This is a genomic window from Achromobacter sp. Marseille-Q4962, from assembly GCF_943737005.1.
GTDB lineage: Bacteria > Pseudomonadota > Gammaproteobacteria > Burkholderiales > Burkholderiaceae_B > Achromobacter.
The window spans coordinates 91,688-111,026 of sequence record NZ_CALSFU010000004.1 but is presented as its reverse complement, the minus strand read 5'-3'; the positions used below and the strand labels follow the sequence as shown (position 1 = coordinate 111,026).

Here is a 19,339-nt window from a genome sequence, read left to right as displayed (position 1 = left end):
AGATCGGAGTTTCACGACATGCAAGTCGGCACTGAACGGCAAGCGGGATCCGAACTGCACGCATGGCGCCAATTCATGGCCCGCAGCACGCTCTGGCTCGGCGTTTTGCTGCTGGGCAGCGCCGCCGTGTGCTGGGTGGCGGCCAACTGGCAGGACATGGGCAAGGCCATGCGTTTTGCGCTGGCGCAGGGGCTGGTGGCGGCCTGCGCGCTGGCGGCGGCGTGGGCCGGCCTGCGGCTGCGCGCCGCGCGGGGCGCGCGCCGCGCCGTGCCCGGTGCCCTGCTCGCGCTGGCGGGCATGCTGCTGGGCGCGCTGCTGGCGCTGCTGGGCCAGACATATCAGACCGGCGCCGATACCTGGGAACTGTTCGGCTGGTGGGCGCTGTTGCTGCTGCCCTGGGCGCTGGCGGCCGCCAGCGAGGCCGTGTGGCTGCTCTGGGCGCTGGTGCTCAACGTCGCGGCCATGCTGTGGCTGGGCGAGCGCATGTTCACGTGGTGGCTCATCTTCGTGGGGCCGGGCCTGCCGAGCCTGGTCATGGCGGCGCTCAATCTCGCGCTGCTGCTGGGCTGGGAGCTGGCCGCGCGCCATTGGCGCGCCAGCACGCTGGTCGGGCCGCGCGTGCTGGCCGGGCTGGCCATCGGCGTGCTGGTGCTGGCCCTGGTTTTCGGCGATTACATCGTCCGCGGGCTGGGCACGGTTTCGGGCATCGCATGGGTGGCGGCCACTCTGGGCCTGGGGTTCTATTACCAGCGGGTGCGGCGCGATCTGGTCATACTGGCCATGCTGGCCGCGGGCGTGATCTGCGTGTCGCTGCGCGTGGTGGGCGAATGGCTGCTGCGGCTGGAGCCGGGCATCTGGGCCACGCTGCCGCTGGCGGCGCTGCTGATGGCCGAGGCGGTCTGGGCGGCGCGCTGGCTGCGGGGCCTGGGCGCGCAGCCGCGCGCGGCCGTAGCCGTGGCCGACGCCGAGCCGGCCGGGGCTTCGGCCGGCAATGCCGTCGAGGCGCCCGCGCCCGGCCAGGCCGTGGCCCAGGTCGCGCCGGCCGCCGCGCCGCGCGAAGCGCCGTGGTACGAACAGGCGCTGCTCGGCCTGAGCGCCTGGCTCGCCACGCTGCTGCTGCTGTTGTTCATGTTCTTCTCCGATCTGCTCGATTCCGAGCAGGACGCGCTGGTGGCCGGCCTGGTGCTGTGCGCGGCGGGCGTGGCGGTGCTGCGCAGCAAGGCCGGGCCCTTCTGGCGCCAGTGCGGCACGGCCATGGCTTTCACGGGCGAGCTGCTGGTGGCTTTCGGCCTGTCGAGTTCCACGTCGTTTTCCAATGCCTGCCTGTTCCTGCTGTGCCTGGGCGGTGCGGTCTATATATTGGGCCCGGACGTCATCCTGCGTTTCCTGAGCGGGCTGCTGATCGCGGCCGCCTCGGCGGGGCTGATCTGGGTGGGCCTGTCGCCCGGTGCGGAAGACGAAGACCTCATCACCGCCTGGCTCACCTTCGACGCCATGCGCGCCACCTTCGTCTGGCTGCCCATCGCGGTGGCGGGCGCCTGGGCCACGGCGGTGCTTTTCTCGCTGGGGCCCCGCCTCGGCCCGCGCCGCGGCCATGCGCTGCTGCCGCTGGCCTGGGCCTTCCTGTTGTCGGTGCAGGGCATGGTGTGGCTGGCCGGGGGCGTTTCGGCGCTCCAGCTGCCCGCCATGTGGCGTCTGGACGCGCACACGACCCTGCTGGTCGTCCTGGGCGCCGTGCTGCCCGCGTCGGCGGCGCTGGCCGTGCTGTGGCCGCGCCGGCGGCTGCTGACGGCCGGGCTGGTGTGGGGCGTGCCGCTGGGCCTGCTGATCCTGTCCGTGTTCTGGCTGCCCAGCCCCGGGGTGGGATTCGCGCTGGCCTGGCTGTTGCTGGGCTTCGGCCTGAACCTGCGCGCCCTACTGATGTTCGGCGTGGCCAGCCTGCTGGCCTACCTGGCCATCTATTACTACCAGCTCGAGGTGCCGCTGCTGCAGAAGGCGCTGTGGCTGGCCGGCGGCGCGCTGCTGCTTTTCGTCATGCGCGCGCTGGTCTGGCTGGTGCCGCAGCTGATGCGCACGCGCGCGCCCGAGCTGGCGATACCGCTGCCGCGGGCAAGCGCCGCGCTGCGCTGGCGCACGGCCGCCATCCTGGGCGGGCTGGTCCTGGCGCTGGCGTTCGCCAACGGCGGCATCTGGCAGCGCGAGCGATTGCTGGCCTCGGGCAAGGTGGTGATTCTGGAGCTGGCGCCGGTCGATCCGCGTTCGCTCATGCAGGGCGACTACATGGCGCTCGATTTCGCCGCCAGCCGCGAGGTCACGCGCATGCGCATGAGCGCGCCGCGCCCGGAAACCGCTTCGCCGCTGGATTACGAGCCCGACGGCTATGTCGTGCTCGCGCCGGACGAGCGCGGCGTGGCGCAGCCCCTGCGCATCCAGTCCGAAGCGCTGCCGGTCGGCGCCGACGAGATCTCCTTGCGCTATCGCGTGCGCAACCACGGCGTGCGCATCGTCACCAACGCCTATTTCTTCCCCGAAGGCCAGGCCCAGCGCTACGAGCGCGCGCGCTATGGCGAGCTGCGCGTCGGCCACGACGGCGAGGCGCTGCTGGTGCGCATGCTGGGTGAAGACCTGCGGCCGCTTTGACGGGCCGCGGGTTCAGGGCAGGGGGAAACGCCGCGCCCAGGTCTCGGTGGCCCGCGCCAGAAAGTCCGGAACGTCGTGCGCCTCTTGCGGCGCGAAGCCCAGGGCGCGCCATGCGCTTTCCAGCGCCGCCAGCGGTGCGGCCGTGTCGATGGGCGGCGCGCCGTTCTGCTTGGACAGCTTCAGCCCGCTGACGGGGTCCATGACCAGCGGCACGTGCAGATAGCGCAGCGGCGGCAGGCCCAGCAGCCGACCCAGCACGCGCTGGCGCGCGGTGGAGCCCAGCAGGTCGGCGCCGCGCACCACGTCGGTGACGCCCTGCGCGGCGTCATCGACCACCACGGCGAGCTGGTAGGCCCAGAGCCCGTCCGCGCGCCGGATGGCGATATCGCCCACGGCCTGCGCCACGTCCTGTTCCTGCGGCCCCAGCCAGCGGTCCGTATAGCGTTCCACGCCTTCGGGCATGCGCACTCGCCACGCGCGCGCCTGCCGGCCCGGCGGCAGGCCGTGCCGGCACGTGCCGGGATAGGGGCGCTCGCCGTCGGCGCCCGGCGCGGCGGGGCCGCGCAGGGCGGAATCGGCGATCTCGCGGCGCGTGCAGCCGCAGCCGTACACCCGCCCCTGGGCCGCCAGCGCATCGAAAGCCTGCTGGTAGGCGGCGCCGCGCCGCGATTGCCACACGACCTCGCCGTCCCAGTGCAGGCCCAGCTCGCGCAGTTGCATCATGATGCGCTCGGCCGCGCCGGGAACGGTGCGCGGAGTGTCCACGTCCTCGATGCGCAGCAGCCAGCGGCCGCGCTGCGCGCGCGCATCCAGCCAGCTTGCGAGCGCCGCCGCCAGCGAGCCCGCATGCAGCGGCCCGCTGGGGCTGGGAGCGAATCGGCCTACGTAGTCAGTCAAGCGGGGTGAAGTATGAACAGACGCCCGCGGCGCGGCCGCGGGTCGAAACGGAAAACCGGGCGGAACCTGCGGCGTTCAGTGCAGGCGCCGCGCGCCCTCGTCGTCCAGCAGCTCTTCCAGGACCAGATTGTCGATCTCGGCTTCCTGGCTCCAGAGAACCATGAGAGCGATGATCTTGATCTTGGAGAGCGGCACCGGGGTTTCGGGCGAGGCGAGGCCGCGGTCGATCACGATTTCGCGCAGGGGCGCGGGCAGCACGCCGGCCGATTCCAGGAAGGCGATGAAGCCGATGGATTCGGTGCCGAGCTGCTGGTATTCGAGGTCGGTGTAGATGCGCGTGCCCGTGGCGGGAGCCTGGGCAAGATCGACGCAGCGCTCCGTGGTTTCGGCCAGCCCGTAAAGCCAGCCCAGGGCGTCGTCGATGTCTTCGTGCTCGAAGCCGGCCGCGGCGAGACGCTTCGCCAGCACGTCCGCTGCCGGACAGGCTTGCGGCGTGTAGTAATTCTCGAACAGATAAACCAGGATATCGAACATATGGCGCAGTGTTGTGCCTGTTTGCACAGTCGGCCCGCATATCGGCAAACCAGCAAACATGAATTTTACTGTACGCCGATTTATTTGGCCGGGCAACCGCCGGAAGGCCCTGGTGTTGCATGCGCCCATCTTCGGTTTTTCGAGGGAAAAAAACCGTCACAATGCCTGGTTTGCTGCGCCGTCGCCCGCATCGCCATGAAAAAAGGGGCGGACCCTCGCGGCCCGCCCCTGCGCACCGATGGCGCTTCCGCCGTCAGGCCGCGCGGGCCGGGCGGCTCTCCAGCTTGAATTGCGCGATCTGGCGCACGAACACCGGAATGCAGATGGCCAGCCCGACCAGCCCGCTGGCGATGCCGGGCATGATGGTCAGCAGCGCGCCGATGGTGCACAGCCAGCGCTCCCAGCGCTTCATGGGAGCCAGGAAGTAGCGCGAGAATGCCGCCGACAGCAGTACCAGGCCCACCATGCAGCCCCCCAGCGTCACGAAGAAGTCGTACCACGTGAATCCCTGTACCGAGATGAGCAGCGAGGGCGAGAACACGAAGACGAAAGGCACGATGAGCTTGGTGATGCCGAGCCGGAAGGCCGTAATGCTGGTCTTGAACGGATCGCTGCCCGCCATGCCGGCCGCCGCGTAGGCCGCCAGCGCCACCGGCGGCGTGATGTCGGCCAGGATGCCGAAATAGAACACGAAGAAATGGGCGGCGATCGGCTGCACGCCCAGTTGCACCAGCGTGGGCGCCGCCACCGCCACCATGATGAGATAGTTGGCCGTGGTGGGTACGCCGCAGCCCATCAGCACGCACACGATTCCGGTCATGAGCAGCGCGGCGACCAGCGTGAGCGTCTGGATGTTGGCGATGGCGTCCGGCATGATCGTGGCGACGTGGCCGGCCAGGGCCTGCGAAGCGGAGATGACGATGTACGAAATCTTGAAGCCCACGCCCGTCAGCGTCACCACGCCGATCACGATGCCCACGGTGCCCGCGGCCGCGCCCACCGCCAGCGCATATTTGGCGCCCGTTTCGAACGCCTCGTAGAGATCGCGCAGCTTCAGGCGCTGGAACGGGTTGAGCAGCCCCACCACGATGCAGCCCGTGATGCCCGCGAAGGCCGCCAGGTAAGGCGTGCGGCCGCTGGCCAGCACGCCGATCAGCAGCACGAGCGGTATCAGCGTGGGCCAGCGCTTCTTGAACGATTGCCCGAGCTTGGGCATTTCATCGGACGTGAGGCCGCGCAGCCCTTCGCGCTTGGCTTCGAAGTGCACCTGCATGAACATGCCGAAGAAATACAGGAAGGCCGGGAAAATGCCCGCGATGGCGATCTGCTGGTACGGAATGTTCAGGAACTCGATCATCAGGAAGGCGGCCGCGCCCATGATGGGCGGGGTGATCTGGCCGCCGGTGCTGCTGGCCGCTTCCACGCCCGCCGCGAAATGCCGCGGATAGCCGATGCGGATCATGGCCGGAATGGTGAGCGAGCCCACCGTCACGGCGTTGGCCACCGAGGAGCCCGACAGCATGCCGAACATGGCCGAGCCGAACACCGAAACCTTGGCCGGGCCGCCGGCGTAGCGGCCCGCCACGGTGGAAGCCACGTCGAGGAAAAGCTGGCCCAGCCCGATGCGGGTGGCCAGCACGCCGAACAGCACGAAGTGGAACACGTAGGTCGCCACCACGCCCACCGCCACGCCGTACACGCCCTGGCTGGTGAGATACATGTGGTTCACGACCTGCGGCCAGGTGTTGCCCGCGTGTTTGAGCAGGCCCGGGAAGTACGGGCCGAGCATGGCGTAGGCGATGAACACCAGCGCGATGATGGGCAGCGGCCAGCCCATGGCGCGGCGCGTGGCTTCCAGCAGCCCCACCAGCAGGACCGTGCCCATGAACACGTCCATGGGCAGCGGATTGCCCACGCGGAAGGCCAGGTCGTCGAAGATATAGGGGATGTACAGAACGGACAGGGCCAGCGTGATGGCCATGATCCAGTCGTACAGCGGCACCCCGCCCGGCGCGTACCAGGTGGATTTGGGTTCGCGCTGGTAGTGGGCCTTGGAAAAGCCGAACACCAGGAAGATCAGGCTCAGCACGAAAGCCAGGTGCACGCCGCGGTGCGTGGCCTCGCGCAGCAGGCCGAAGCCCGCGGTGTAGTAGTGGAAGAGGGAGAGCGCCACCAGCAGCGCGGAAACGATGATCGTGGCGGTCTTGTCCAGCGGGCGGAAGCGGATTTCCGAGTCGTACTTTTCCGCGAGCTGCTGGGTCTTGTCGTGGTCTATTTCCATAGCCGTCAATCTCAGGGTAATACCGCGAACAGGGCCGCGCTCGGCGGCCCTGTGTCAGATGGGGGCGCGCCGGCGGCGCGCCGCATGCTCCGCGAGGAGCTCGAAGCCGGCTTACTTCAGCAGGCCCGCTTCCTTGTAGAACTTCTCGGCACCCGGGTGGAACGGGATGCCGGCGCCCTTGACGGCGTTTTCCTTGGTGATCAGCTTGCCCTTGGCGTGGCCGTTGTCCAGCGTCTTGCGGGTGCTGTCGCTGTAGAGCGCCTTGACGATGTCGTAGACGGTCTGCTCGGACTGCTTGGCCGAGGTCACGAGCTGCGCGTTGACCGAGATGGTCTTGGTTTCGCCCACGTTCTGGTAGGTGTTGGCCGCGATGACGTCGGGCGTGAAGAACTGCTGTTCCTTGCGCAGCTTGTCGATCTCGGGGCCGACCAGCGGCACGAGTTCGATGCCGGCGCCGCTGGAGGCCAGTTCGGCGATGGCGCCCGCGGGCGCGCCGCCCACGAAGAAGAAGGCGTCCAGGCCGCCGTCCTTGAGTTTGTCGCCCGCCTGGTTGGGCTTGAGGTATTCGGCCTTGATGTCCTTGTCGGTCATGCCGTAGGCGCCGAGGATCATGCGCACGTCGACCAGCGTGCCCGAGCCGGGTTCGTCCATGGAGACGCGCTTGCCCTTCAGGTCGGCCACGCTCTTGATGCCGGCGCCCTTGCGCGCCACCAGGTGGATGCTTTCGGGGTACAGCGTGGCGATCAGGCGCAGGTCCTGGGCCTTGGGCTTGCCGTCGAAGATGCCCGTGCCGGAATAGGCCCAGTAGGCCACGTCGGATTGCGTGAAGCCCGCCTCGAACGAGCCGCCCAGGATGCCGTTGATATTGGCGACCGAGCCATTGGACGCCACCGCGGTGGCGATGAGCTTGCCCGGCTGCGAAATGGCGTTGGCGATGATGCCGCCCACCGGATAGTACGTGCCCGCCGTGCCGCCGGTGCCGATGCGGAAGAATTGCTGCGCCTGCGCCGCGCCGGACAGGCCGATGGCGGCGGCGGCCAGCGTCAGGGTGGTGATCCAGTTCTTGAGTTTCATGCGAGCTTCTCCGGATTGGGATGGAGTAACGTTTTGTTGTAGCGAAATTCTTGCATGCGGCCTGCGTGAAGCCAATGGCCCGGCGCTTATCGTTTACCTGGGGGTAAACCCGCGGTTTGGTTATGGGAAGCCCAACTTTGGTTATGGTTTCGGGCGCGACACACGATGGAGTCCCTCATGTCCCAGGAAGTCATACGCGGCATCGCCCTGCCGCCGCCCGCGCAGCCGGGCGACGCGCTGGATCGCGTCGATACGCCCAGCCTGGTGCTGGATCTGACGGCTTTCGAGGCCAATCTGCGCGCCATGCAGGCCTGGGCCGACCGCCACCAGGTGGCGCTGCGCCCGCACGCCAAGGCGCACAAATGCCCGGAGATCGCGCGCCGCCAACTGGCGCTGGGCGCGCGCGGCATCTGCTGCCAGAAGGTCAGCGAGGCGCTGCCTTTCGTGGCGGCGGGCATCGCCGACATCCACATCAGCAACGAAGTGGTGGGCGAATCCAAATTGAGGCTGCTGGCGCAGCTGGCGCGCGCCGCGCGCGTGAGCGTCTGCGTGGACAACGCGGACGCGCTGGCCGCGCTGTCGCAGGCCATGGCGCAGGCGGGCGTGGCAGTCGACGTGCTGGTGGAAGTCGACGTGGGCCAGGGCCGCTGCGGCGTGGCCGACGAGCAGGCCGTGCTGGCGCTGGCGCACCAGGCGCGCGCGCTGCCGGGCGTCGATTTCGCCGGGCTGCAGGCCTACCACGGCTCGGTGCAGCACCTGCGCAGCCGCGCCGAGCGCGCCAGCGTCTGCCGCCAGGCCGCGCGCGCCGCGGCTTCGTACCAGCAACTGCTGCGGGAAAGCGGCATCGCCTGCGACACCGTCACCGGCGGCGGCACGGGCAGCGCGGAGTTCGATGCGGCCAGCGGCGTCTACACCGAATTGCAGGCCGGCTCCTATGCCTTCATGGACGTCGATTACGGCGCCAACGAGTGGGGCGGGCCGCTGGCGTTCCGGAACAGCCTGTTCCTGCTGGCCACCGTGATGAGCACGCCGGCGCCGGACCGCGTGATCCTGGACGCGGGGCTGAAGTCCGCCAGCGCCGAATGCGGCCCGCCCGCCGTGTTCGGCGCGCCGGGCCTGACGTGCGTGGCCGTCAACGACGAGCACAGCGTCGTGCGCGTCGAACCGGGCGCCGCCGCGCCCGCGCTGGGCAGCGTGCTGAAGCTGGTGCCGTCGCACGTCGACCCCACCTTCAACCTGCACGACGGCCTGGTGGTGGTGAAGGACGGCGTGGTGGCGGACGTGTGGGAGATCGCCGCGCGCGGCTTCAGCCGCTGATGCCCAGGAACTGCCGGAGCTCTTCCGTTTGCGGCGCGGAGAACAGCTCGCCGGGCGGCCCCATTTCGTGCACGCGGCCCAGGTGCATGAAGACGACGCGGTCGCACACCTCGCGCGCGAAGCGCATTTCATGCGTGACCATGAGCAGCGTCATGCCGTCGGCGGCGAGTTCGCGCACCACGGCCAGCACTTCGTTGACCAGCTCCGGGTCAAGCGCGGAAGTGATCTCGTCGCACAGCAGCGCCAGCGGCTGCATGGCCAGCGCGCGGGCGATGGCCACGCGCTGCTGCTGGCCGCCCGAGAGCTGGTCGGGCCAGGCGTCGAACTTGTGCGCCAGTCCCACGCGCTCCAGCATGGCGCGCGCCAGGGCTTCGGCCTCGGCCTGCGGCATGCGCTTGGCCACCATGGGCGAGAGCATCACGTTGCGCCCCACCGTGAGATGCGGGAACAGGTTGAACTGCTGGAAGATCATGCCCACTTTCAGCCGCAGCGCCCGCAGGCGCAGCTCGTCGTCGCCGAGCTGCGCGTCGGCCACCATGATGGCGCCGCCGTCGATCTGCTCCAGGCCGTTGATACAGCGCAGCAGCGTGCTCTTGCCCGACCCGCTCTTGCCGATGATGGCGATGACTTCGCCGCGCTCCACGCGCAGGGTCACACCCTTGAGCACTTCGTTGTCGCCGTAGCGTTTGCGGACGTCTTCAAGAGCGATGAGGGGCATGCAACTTCCTTTCCAGCCGCAGGCTGAGGCGTGAGAGGGGCCAGCACAGCGCGAAATAGATCAGCGCGGCGCAGGCATAGACGGTAAACGGGCGGAACGTGGCGTTGGTGACGATGGTGCTGGCCTTGGACAACTCGGTAAAGCCGATGATCGAGGCCAGCGCGGTGCTCTTGACGATCTGCACCGCAAAGCCCACCGTCGGCGCCACGGCGATGCGCAGCGCCTGCGGCAGCACCACGTAGCGCATTTGCTGCAGGTATCCCAGGGCCAGGCTGGCCGAGGCTTCCCATTGCCCCCTGGGCACGGCCTCCACGCAGCCGCGCCAGATCTCGGCCAGGTACGCGCCCGACCACAGCGTGAGCGCCGCGCTGGCGGCAAGCCACGGCGGCACCTCCACGCCCGCCAGCGACAGCCCGAAAAACGCCAGGAACAACTGCATGAGCAGCGGCGTGCCCTGGAACAGTTCGATATAGCACCATGCCAGCCGCGCCAGCGGCCGCGCGCGCGAGGTGCGCAGCATCAGCACCAGCAGCCCCGCGACCGCGCCGCCGGCGAACGCCACCAGCGACAGCGCCACCGTCCAGCGCGCCGCCAGCAGCAGATTGCGCACGATGTCCCACAGCGAGAACTCGATCATGGCGCCGGCCTGCCGAAAAGCCGCCGGCCCGCCAGGCGCAGCGCCATGCGCAGCAGCACCGCCAGCGCCAGGTAAATGCCCGTGGCGGCGAAATACACCTCGAAGGCGCGGAAACTGCGCGACTGGATGAAGTTGGCCGCGAAAGTCAGGTCCTCGGCGGCGATCTGCGAGCACACCGCCGAGCCCAGCATGACGATCACGATCTGCGAAGACAGCGCGGGCCAGATCCGCATCAGCGCCGGCTTGAGCACGATGTGGCGGAACACCTGCCCGGGTGACAGCGCCAGGCTCGCGCCCGCCTCGTACTGGCCGCGCGGCGTGGCCTCGATGCCCGCGCGGATAATTTCCGCGCTGTAGGCGCCCAGGTTGAGCGCCATGGCCAGGCAGGCCGCCTGCATCTCGCCGAGCTGCACGCCCAGCGCCGGCAGGCCGAAGAAAATGAAGAAAAGCTGGATCAGGAACGGCGTGTTGCGGAACAGCTCCACATAGGCCGCCACGGTCGGGCGCAGCCAGCGCGGCCCCTGCGTGCGGGCCCAGGCGCAGCCGATGCCCAGGGCCGCCCCCGCCGCCGCGCCAAAGGCGATCAGCTCCAGCGTGACGGCCGCGCCCCTGGCCAGCACGGGCGCATAGGCCCATATCGGAGAAAAGTCGAACTGGTAAGCCATGACGCGGCCGTCCGCGCCTACAGATCGGCGGGCAGGCCGGCGCCCAGCCACTTCTGCGAGATCGCGGCCAGCGCGCCGTCGCGCTTGGCCGCGGCAAGAATCTCGTTCACCTTGGCGCGCAGCCCGGGCTCGTTCTTGTTCAGCCCGATGTAGCAGGGCGAATTCTTGATCAGAAACTTGGTTTCCGGCTTCTTGGGCGGGTTGCGCGCCAGGATGGCGGCGGCCACCACGTTGCCGGTGGCGATCAGCGGCACCTGTCCCGACAGGAACGCGGTAATGGTGCCGTTGTTGTCTTCATAGCGCTTGATGGTGGCGCTGGCCGGCGCGATCTTGGAAAGCTCGATGTCTTCCACCGCGCCGCGCGTGACGCCGATGGTCTTGCCCGCCAGGTCGGCGGCCGCGCTCACCTTGATGTCCGCCGGACCGAACACGCCATTGAAGAATGGCGCATACGCGTCGGAGAAGTCGATGGCCCGCTCGCGTTCGGGGTTCTTGCCCAGGCTGGAAATCACCAGGTCCACCTTGCGCGTCTGCAGGTACGGGACGCGGTTCGCGCTGGTGACGGGCACCAGCTCCAGCTTCACCCCCATCTGTCCGGCGATCAGGCGGGCCGTGTCGATGTCGTAGCCCAGCGGCTTCATGTCGGCCCCGACCGAGCCGAAGGGCGGGAAGTCCTGCGGCACGGCAATCCTGATGACGCCGGCCTTCTTTATATCGTCCAGCGTGTCGGCATGGCCGGGGGAGGCGGCCAGCAGCGTGGCGGCGGCGCAAAGGGACAGCAACAGGGATCTGCGATTCATGGAAACTCTCCAGGCGGAACGATCCGGCCCGCCAGCAAGCGGCTGGCGGGGCAATTTGCACACCATATCGGTATACAAAATGGATCGACGCAAGTTCCATGCCATCGTGCCGCCGCAGGGTGGGCGGGGCGCGCCGCGGCGCCCGCCGCCCCGCAATGGTGCGTCATGCCCCGTGCCGGCGCGCGCCCCGCACCGCGACGGGGGCGCGCCGGCACGGGCGGCCGGTCAGTCGACGCTGGCGCCCGATTGGCGCACTGCCTGTCCCCATTTCTGCACTTCGCCGGCGATGAACTTGCCCGTGGCTTCGGGCGTCATCGGCATGGGGTCGGCGCCGCGGTCGCGGAAGAACTTCTGCATCTCGGGCGAGTTCAGCACCTCGCCGATCCGTTGCGACAGGGCCGCGGTGACCGGCGCGGGCGTGCCGCGCGGCGCCAGCACGGCGGCCCAGCCTATGGCTTCGAAGCCCGGATAGCCGCTTTCGGCCACGGTGGGCACGTCCGGCAGCTGCGGCAGGCGCTTGGCCGTCGTGACGGCCAGCGCCACGGCCTTCTTGCTCTGCACGTGCGGCAGGCCCGCCGTCACCGAGTCCACCATCAGCGGCACCTGGTGGCCCAGGAAATCCGCCTGGGCCGGGCCGCTGCCCTTGTACGGGATGTGGCGGATGTCGAGCTGGGCGGCCGCCTTGAACATCTCCGCCGACAGGTGCTGCGTGCCGCCGATGCCGGCGCTGGCGTAGGCGAGTTCGCCCGGATGCGCCTTGGCCTCGTCCACCAGCTGCTTGAGCGAGGTGATGCCCGACGCCGGCGTGGCCAGGAACATCAGCGGCACCGAGAACACTCCCGACACCGGCGCGAAATCCCGGGTCAGGCTGTAATTGATGGTCTTGTACAGCGTCTGATTGACGGCCGCCGCGCTGCCCGCGATCACCAGGGTATAGCCGTCCGGCGTCGCGCGGGCGGCCTGCTCCATACCGATGTTGCTGCCCGCGCCGGCGCGGTTTTCCACCACCACGGGCTGCTTGACCGCCGCGCCCAGCTTCTCGGCCAGGGCGCGCGCGAAGATGTCCGTTGCCTGCCCGGGCGGGAAGGGCACGATCAGGCGGATGGGGCGGTCGGGAAACCCGGCGTGCGCCCCGGCGCTGGCCGCCGCCAGCAGGATTCCGGCCGTCAGGCCGGGAAGAAAACGTTTCATGATGTCTCAGCGAAAAAGCGTGGAAAAAGCCGCGCGCGGGGGTAGCGCCTGGGCGTCCGGATGGCGCCCGGCGCCTTTTTGGGGCGCGGGCCGCCGTCCAGGGACGGATGCGTCACGATAGCACTGCCCGCGGGGTGCTAAATTTGCTTCTTTGCGTTCCCCCTCAACCCCCTGTTTCTTTCTTACGCAGGAACCGCCATGGAATTCAGCCAGTTCAACGTCAATGCCCTCATGGAGATCACCTCCCGCCCGGACCTCGTGTTCGTGCGAGGCCAGGGTTCCTGGCTGGAGGACCACGCGGGCAAGCGATACCTGGACTTCGTCCAGGGCTGGGCGGTGAACACCCTGGGCCACTGCGCGCCCGAAATGCAGCGCGCGCTGGCGGAGCAGTCCAAGCTGCTGATGAACCCCTCGCCGGCGTTCTACAACCTGCCGTCCATCGAACTGGCCACGCGCCTCACCCAGGCTTCCTGCTTCGACCGCGTGTTCTTCGCCAACAGCGGCGGCGAAGCCAACGAAGGCGCCATCAAGCTCGCGCGCAAATGGGGCCAGGTCCACAAGCAGGGCGCCTACAAGATCATCACCATGGACCACGGCTTCCATGGCCGCACCCTGGCCACCATGTCGGCTTCCGGCAAGCCGGGCTGGGACAAGATGTTCGCCCCGCAGGTCGAAGGCTTCCCCAAGGCCGAGCTGAACAACCTCGACTCGGTGCGCGCCCTCATCGACGACCAGACCGTCGCCATCATGCTCGAGCCCGTGCAGGGAGAGGGCGGCGTCATTCCCGCCACCCGCGAATTCATGCAGGGCCTGCGCAAGCTGGCCGACGCGCACAAGCTGCTGCTCATCGTCGACGAAGTGCAGACCGGCATGGGCCGCACCGGCACCCTGTTCGCCTACCAGCAGTTCGAAGTCACGCCCGACATCATGACGCTGGCCAAGGGCATCGGCGGCGGCGTGCCGCTGGCCGCGCTGCTCGCGCGCCAGGAAGTCTGCGTTTTCGCCCACGGCGACCAGGGCGGCACCTACAACGGCAACCCCCTCATGGCCGCCGTCGGCGTCGCCGTGTTCGACGCCCTCGTCGCCCCGGGTTTCATGGAAGCCGTCAACGCCCGCGCCCGGCAGCTCTCCGATGGCCTCAACGCCCTCTCGGCCAAGTACGGCATGAAGGGCGAGCGCGGCATGGGCCTGCTGCGCGCCCTGGTCATGGACCGCGACGACGGCCCCGCCATCGTCGAGGCCGCCCGCAACCTCGCCCCCAACGGCCTGCTCCTCAACGCCCCGCGTCCCCACCTGCTGCGCTTCATGCCGGCGCTGAACGTGACGGCGCAGGAAATGGATACGATGTTGACGCAGCTCGACGGGTTGATCGAAACCGTGCGCAAGGCCTGATCGCGCCTGGTTCGATCGAGGCCGCGCCGCGGGCCCTGCAGGCCCGGGCGCGGCCTTATTGTTTGCCGGGCTCGTCCCGCAGCGCCGAAGCCTGCTCGCGCAGCACGAATTTCTGTATCTTGCCGGTGGCCGTCTTCGGCAGCGGGCCGAATACGACGGTGCGCGGGATCTTGAAGCGCGCCAGGTGCCGGCGGCAGTGCGCGAGAATGTCGTCGGCGCTGGCCTGCGCGCCGTCTTTCAGCGCAACGAAGGCGCACGGCGTCTCGCCCCAGGTCGCGTCGGGCCTGGCCACGACCGCGGCTTCGAGCACGTCCGGGTGCCGGTACAGCACGCTTTCGATCTCGACGGTGGAGATGTTCTCGCCGCCCGAGATGATGATGTCCTTGGCGCGGTCTTTGATTTCGACGTAGCCGTCGGGGTGGACCACGCCCAGGTCGCCCGAATGGAACCAGCCGCCGGCGAAGGCCCCGGCCGTGGCGCCGGGGTCGCGCAGATAGCCTTTCATGATCGTGTTGCCCCGCAGCACGATTTCCCCCAGGGTGGCGCCGTCGGCGGGCACGGGCTGGAGCCGGTCGTCCACGACTTGCACGGCTTCCACGTTCAGTTTGCGCACGCCGATGCGGGCTTTGCGCGCGGCGCGCTGCGCCAGCGGCAGCGTGTCCCATTCTTCGTGCCAGGCGCAACTGACGGAGGGGCCGTAGGTTTCGGTGAGCCCGTACAGGTGCGTGACGCCGATGCCCAGCCCGTCCATGGCCTCGATGATGGCGGCGGGCGGCGCCGCGCCGCCCGTCATGGCTTGTACGGGATGCCCGGCCCGCTTGCGTGCGGCGGCGGGGGCGTTGACGAGCATATTGAGCACTACCGGCGCGGCGCAGAAGAAGCCGACCCGATGCTGCGCGATGGCGTCGAAGATGGCCGCGGGCTCCACCCGGCGCAGGCATACGCTGGTGCCGGCGAGCGCGGCCAGCGTCCACGGGAAACACCAGCCGTTGCAGTGGAACATCGGCAGCGTCCACAAGTAGACGGAATGCGGCGGCATGCCGCAGGAAAGCACATTGCCGACCGCGTTGAGATACGCGCCGCGATGGTGATACAGCACGCCTTTGGGATTGCCGGTGGTGCCGGAGGTGTAGTTCAGGCAGATGCTCTGCCATTCGTCTTCGGGCCAGGTCCAGTCGGCGGCGGCGGGTTGGGCGGCGAGCCAGGCTTCGTATTCGGCATCGCCGAGGACGCCGTGCTCGCCCGCGAATTCGCCGTCTTCGATACGCACGGTGCGGGGCGGCCGGTCCAGGCGCGCGAGCACGTCGCGCACCAGGTCGGCGTATTCGCTGTCGAAGAGCAGGACGGACGCGCCGCCGTGCGAAAGAATGAATGCGAGCGTGGCGGCGTCCAGCCGCGTGTTGAGGGCATTGAGTACCGCGCCGGCCATGGGCACGCCGAAGTGCGCCTCGTACAGCGCAGGGATGTTGGGCGCCAGCACGGCGACGACGTCGCCGCGCCCTACGTCCCAGGACCGCAAGGCGGAGGCCATGCGCTGGCATCGGTCCTGCGTGGCGGCCCAGGTCTGCCGGTAATGCCGGCCATGCACCAGGGCGATGCGATCGGGGAACACGCTGGCGGCCCATTGCAGAAAGCCCAGCGGCGTCAGGGCCACGTGATTGGCCGCGTTGCGCGGCAGTTCGTCGGCGTCGGCAATCATTGCGGTTTCTCCCGGCTCGCGGGTTGACGGCGCTGCTCGCGCTGGGCGGCCTCCCAGCCGAGCGCGGCCAGGGGCGCGACGCGTGCGCCCATTTCCTGCGCGTCGGCGCCCGCCGCATTGCCCGCGAGCGCGCGGGCATATACGCCCTGCAGAATGGCGGCGATGCGGAAAAAGCTGTAGGCGAGGTAGAAGTCCCAATTCGGCGGCGGAGCCATGCCGCGCTCGCGGCAATAGGCCGCGACGAATGCGTTCTCATCGGGGATGCCCAGGGCCCGCAGGTCCAGCCCGGCAATGCCGCGCCAGAGCGCGGGCGGAATGCGCCAGCACATGCAGTGGTAGGCGAGGTCCGCCAGCGGATCGCCCAGCGTGGACAGTTCCCAGTCCAGCAGCGCGATGGCGCGCGGCTCGGCGGGGTGGAACACCAGGTTGTCGATGCGGTAGTCGCCGTGCACCAGCCGGGTCTGGCCGTCCCGCGGCAGATGGCGGGGCAGCCAGTCGATGAGGGCGTCCATGGCGGCGATGCGGGCGGTTTCCGTGTCGCGGTACTGGCGCGTCCAGCGCGCCACCTGGCGCGCGAAGTAATCCCCCGGGCGGCCGTAGCCGGCCAGTCCCACGGCGGCTGGATCGACGGCGTGCAGCGCGGCCAGCACGCGGCCGGCCTCGGCATAGACGGCGGCGCGCTCGGCGGGCGCCAGCCCGGGCAGCGCGGGGTCCATGAAGACGCGCCCTTCGGCGTAGCTCATGAGGTAGAAGGGCGTGCCGACGACGTTGCGGTCTTCGCAATAATGCAGCATGCGCGGCACGGGCACGTCGGTGTCCGCCAGGGCGGACATGACGCGGTACTCGCGGTCCACGGCGTGGGCCGAGGGCAGCAGTTCGCCGGGCGGCTGCTTGCGCAGCACGCGGCGGCCCGTGGCGTCCTCCAGCAGATAGGTGGGGTTGGACTGCCCGCCGGACAGGGGGCGCAGCGACAGCGTGGCCGGGTCGGCCAGGCCGCGGGCGGAAAGATAGGCCGCGAGCGCGGGCAGCCACTGCGGCGCGGCGGCGCGGGCGGCGTTCGTGGCGGGCGCGTTCATACGACCAGCGCCTTGCGCGGCGCGTCCGCGTCGTCCCAGCGCCAGTAGGCGTCGCCCTCGTCCATCAGGTGGCGCGCCAGCACCATCTTGTGCACCTCGGAAGCGCCGTCCACCAGGCGCGCCTGCCGGGCGTAGCGGTAGATCCACTCCAGCGGCGTGTCCTTGGAATAGCCGCGTGCGCCGTTGAGCTGCAGCGCGGTGTCCACGACCTTCTGCAGGGTTTCGGAAACCACGATCTTCGCCATGGAGATTTCCTTGCGGGCGTAGTCGCCCTGGTCCAGCCGCGCGGCCGCGCGCATGGTCAGCAGCCGGCCGATCTCGATCTGCATCGCGGCTTCGCCCAGCAGCCACTGCACGCCCTCGCGCTCGGCCAGCTTCTGCCCAAAGCTGCTGCGCTGGCCCACATAGTCCACCGCCACGGCCATGGCGCGGCGCGCCAGCCCCAGCCAGCGCATGCAGTGCGTCAGGCGCGCCGGGCCCAGCCGGATCTGCGTGAGCTTGAGCCCGTCGCCCACTTCCATGAGGCGGTTCTGGTCGGGAATCTCCAATCCCTCGAAGACGAGTTCGCAGTGCCCGCCATGTTCTTCCGGCCCCATGATGGGGATGCGGCGCTCGATGCGCCAGCCCGGCTGCGCGGCGTCGAAAAGGAAGGCGCTCAGCCCCTTGCGCGCGTCGTCCGAGGTGCGGGCGATGAGGATGAAATGCTGCGCCACGCCGGCGCCGGTGATGAACCATTTGCGCCCGTTGACGACCCACTTGCCGTTCTTGAGCGTGGCGGTGGTGCGCATCATGGAGGGATCGGAGCCGCTGCCGGGGTGGGGTTCGGTCATGGCGAAAGAGGACCGCACCTCGCCGTCCACAATGGGCCGCAGCCAGCGCTCCTGCTGGTCCGGGCGGGCCACCTGCGCCAGCACGCGCATGTTGCCGTCGTCGGGGGCGGCCGCGTTGAACGCCACCGGGCCGAAGATGGAGCGGTTCATCTCCTCGTAGCAGGCGGCCAGTCCCACCATGGGCAGTCCCTGGCCGCCGAGGCGGCGCGGCATCTGCAGCGCCCACAGGCCGGCGTCGCGCACGCGCGCCCGGACACGGGCCAGCGTCGCGTCGGCGATGTTTTCGTGCGCGTCATAGTTGGCGCGGTCGGCTTCGAGCGGAATCAGCTCGCGGTCGACGAATTCGCGCACGCGCCGTCGGTAGTCCTCGAGATCGGGGGACAGAGAGAAATCCATCGTGAGTCTCCTTGTTGGGCGCGGGCCGGCGCCGCGCCGGCCGCGCATGCGGATTCAAAGCGAACTCGCCAGATGCCCGCCGTCCACGTCGATGACCGATCCGGTCATGAAGGCGGAGGCGTCCGAGGCCAGCAGCAGCAGCGGGCCGTCCAGGTCGCCCGGCTGGCCCAGCCGGCGCTGCGGCACGCGCTTGATCAGCGCCTCGCCCGCCGGCGAGGCGAAGAAGTCGCGGTTCAGGTCCGTGGCGATGTAGCCGGGCGCGATGGCGTTGACCCGTATGCCGTGACGCGCCCATTCCAGCGCCAGCGCACGGGTGAGATGCAGCAGGCCCGCCTTGGCGGCGGCATACGGCGCGACGTGCGAGGCCACGCGCTGCCCCAGGATGGACGCGATGTTGACGATGGAGCCGGGCCGGCCGTGCGCGATGAAATGGCGCGCCGCCGCCTGGGCCACGCGCCATGCGCCATTCAGGTTGACGTCGATGACGCCGGTCCAGTCCGCCTCGGAAACGTCCAGCGCCGGCTGCGTCAGGGCGATGCCGGCATTGTTGATGACGATGCCGACCGGCCCGAGCGCTTTGGCCGCCTGGTCGAAGGCCGCCTGCACGCCGGCGGGCTGCGTCACGTCCATGCCGATCACGCGGGCCTGGCCGCCCGACGCGCGGATCTGCGCCGCCACTTCCTCGCCGAGCGCCTTGCGCCGCCCGCACAGGGCCACGCGCGCGCCCGCGCCCGCGAGCACCAAGGCGAAATGCCGGCCCAGCCCGCTGTACGCGCCGGTGACGAGGACGGTCTTGGATTTCAGGTCTTCGAACATCCGCTACTCTCCCTGCTTGATGTGGGGGCCTCGCAGCAGAGGCGCCAGGTCGTCGGGCACCTCGAGTTCCAACCGTAGCACAGCGCTGGCCAGCGCCTTGCCGTAATTATCGATGGCCAGGCTGCGCGACACGCCGCCGCCCAGCGCGCCTTCGAGCACGAAGTTCAGCACGCCCAGGGCGTCGACCTCGTAGCGCGTGATGGGGCCGCGCACAGCCTGGCCGCCGTAGATCGTCCGCATGGCCTCTACCGTGACGGCACGCTTGATGCACGGATAGAACCGGGGCTCGTAGGCGATGACCGCGATGTTCGAGGTATTGCCCTTGTCGCCGCAGCGCGTATGCGCCACGCGTCGCAATGCAACTCGCATCGTATGC

17 protein-coding genes are annotated in these 19,339 nt (G+C 69.4%); 3 read left to right on the top strand and 14 right to left on the bottom strand.

Annotated features, from left to right (window positions below; all coding sequences use genetic code 11):
• Window positions 1-18: 18 nt before the first annotated feature.
• Entirely contained in the window at window positions 19-2,640 is a 2,622-nt protein-coding gene (locus NGJ44_RS04635) for a GDYXXLXY domain-containing protein (RefSeq protein ID WP_251863238.1), read from the top strand.
• 12 nt (window positions 2,641-2,652) lie between these two features.
• On the opposite strand, the gene gluQRS is transcribed toward NGJ44_RS04635, so the two are convergent.
• From gluQRS to NGJ44_RS04615, 4 genes are all read right to left on the bottom strand, one after another.
• Window positions 2,653-3,537 (bottom strand): tRNA glutamyl-Q(34) synthetase GluQRS, encoded by an 885-nt coding sequence (gene gluQRS, locus NGJ44_RS04630; protein ID WP_251863237.1) that lies wholly within the window; start codon window positions 3,535-3,537, stop codon window positions 2,653-2,655.
• Window positions 3,538-3,612: 75 nt separating this feature from the next.
• Entirely contained in the window at window positions 3,613-4,071 is a 459-nt protein-coding gene (locus NGJ44_RS04625; RefSeq protein WP_053245385.1) for a Smg family protein, read from the bottom strand.
• Window positions 4,072-4,324: 253 nt separating this feature from the next.
• The gene (locus NGJ44_RS04620) at window positions 4,325-6,352 is read right to left on the bottom strand and encodes a TRAP transporter permease (RefSeq protein WP_251863236.1); all 2,028 of its coding nucleotides are present in this window, start codon (window positions 6,350-6,352) and stop codon (window positions 4,325-4,327) included.
• Window positions 6,353-6,463: 111 nt separating this feature from the next.
• Complete coding sequence (locus NGJ44_RS04615) at window positions 6,464-7,426, bottom strand: TAXI family TRAP transporter solute-binding subunit (RefSeq protein ID WP_053245383.1); 963 nt, start codon at window positions 7,424-7,426, stop codon at window positions 6,464-6,466.
• A 177-nt stretch (window positions 7,427-7,603) separates the two neighbouring features.
• Between NGJ44_RS04615 and NGJ44_RS04610 the strand changes: the two genes are divergently transcribed.
• On the top strand, window positions 7,604-8,743 hold the full coding sequence (locus NGJ44_RS04610; RefSeq protein ID WP_251863235.1) for a DSD1 family PLP-dependent enzyme: 1,140 nt from the start codon (window positions 7,604-7,606) through the stop codon (window positions 8,741-8,743).
• Here the strand turns inward: NGJ44_RS04610 and NGJ44_RS04605 are convergent.
• From NGJ44_RS04605 to NGJ44_RS04585, 5 genes are all read right to left on the bottom strand, one after another.
• A complete protein-coding gene (locus tag NGJ44_RS04605; RefSeq protein WP_251863234.1) occupies window positions 8,733-9,461 on the bottom strand; it encodes an amino acid ABC transporter ATP-binding protein in 729 nt (242 codons plus the stop codon). The two genes, NGJ44_RS04610 and NGJ44_RS04605, sit on opposite strands and share 11 nt — an antisense overlap.
• Window positions 9,442-10,098: an amino acid ABC transporter permease gene (locus NGJ44_RS04600; RefSeq protein ID WP_053245380.1), complete on the bottom strand. Its 657-nt coding sequence runs from the start codon at window positions 10,096-10,098 to the stop codon at window positions 9,442-9,444. Before NGJ44_RS04600 ends, NGJ44_RS04605 begins: the two co-directional genes overlap by 20 nt.
• Window positions 10,095-10,763, bottom strand: coding sequence for an amino acid ABC transporter permease (locus tag NGJ44_RS04595; protein WP_251863233.1), 669 nt, complete (start codon window positions 10,761-10,763; stop codon window positions 10,095-10,097). The genes NGJ44_RS04600 and NGJ44_RS04595 overlap by 4 nt, the downstream gene beginning before the upstream one ends.
• A 17-nt stretch (window positions 10,764-10,780) precedes the next feature.
• The gene (locus NGJ44_RS04590; RefSeq protein WP_053245977.1) at window positions 10,781-11,563 is read right to left on the bottom strand and encodes a transporter substrate-binding domain-containing protein; all 783 of its coding nucleotides are present in this window, start codon (window positions 11,561-11,563) and stop codon (window positions 10,781-10,783) included.
• Between the two features lie 225 nt (window positions 11,564-11,788).
• Window positions 11,789-12,754 carry a Bug family tripartite tricarboxylate transporter substrate binding protein gene (locus tag NGJ44_RS04585; RefSeq protein ID WP_251863232.1) on the bottom strand — a complete coding sequence of 322 codons (966 nt, stop codon included), beginning with the start codon at window positions 12,752-12,754 and terminating at the stop codon, window positions 11,789-11,791.
• A 198-nt stretch (window positions 12,755-12,952) separates the two neighbouring features.
• Here NGJ44_RS04585 and NGJ44_RS04580 point away from each other — a divergent pair, with 198 nt between their 5' ends.
• Window positions 12,953-14,146 carry an acetylornithine transaminase gene (locus NGJ44_RS04580; RefSeq protein ID WP_053245970.1) on the top strand — a complete coding sequence of 398 codons (1,194 nt, stop codon included), beginning with the start codon at window positions 12,953-12,955 and terminating at the stop codon, window positions 14,144-14,146.
• Window positions 14,147-14,201: 55 nt separating this feature from the next.
• Here the strand turns inward: NGJ44_RS04580 and NGJ44_RS04575 are convergent, their stop codons facing one another.
• Genes NGJ44_RS04575 through NGJ44_RS04555 form a run of 5 tightly spaced genes read right to left on the bottom strand, consistent with a single transcriptional unit; the run spans window position 14,202 to window position 19,332 of the window.
• Entirely contained in the window at window positions 14,202-15,845 is a 1,644-nt protein-coding gene (locus NGJ44_RS04575; protein ID WP_251863231.1) for an AMP-binding protein, read from the bottom strand.
• Window positions 15,842-16,921: a phosphotransferase gene (locus NGJ44_RS04570; protein ID WP_251863230.1), complete on the bottom strand. Its 1,080-nt coding sequence runs from the start codon at window positions 16,919-16,921 to the stop codon at window positions 15,842-15,844. Before NGJ44_RS04570 ends, NGJ44_RS04575 begins: the two co-directional genes overlap by 4 nt.
• Window positions 16,918-18,147 carry an acyl-CoA dehydrogenase family protein gene (locus tag NGJ44_RS04565; RefSeq protein WP_053245972.1) on the bottom strand — a complete coding sequence of 410 codons (1,230 nt, stop codon included), beginning with the start codon at window positions 18,145-18,147 and terminating at the stop codon, window positions 16,918-16,920. The genes NGJ44_RS04570 and NGJ44_RS04565 overlap by 4 nt, the downstream gene beginning before the upstream one ends.
• A 54-nt stretch (window positions 18,148-18,201) precedes the next feature.
• Window positions 18,202-18,963 (bottom strand): SDR family NAD(P)-dependent oxidoreductase, encoded by a 762-nt coding sequence (locus NGJ44_RS04560; RefSeq protein WP_251863229.1) that lies wholly within the window; start codon window positions 18,961-18,963, stop codon window positions 18,202-18,204.
• Window positions 18,964-18,966: 3 nt separating this feature from the next.
• Window positions 18,967-19,332, bottom strand: a complete 366-nt coding sequence (locus NGJ44_RS04555; RefSeq protein WP_053245974.1) for an AtuA-related protein — start codon at window positions 19,330-19,332, stop codon at window positions 18,967-18,969.
• Window positions 19,333-19,339 lie beyond the last annotated feature (7 nt).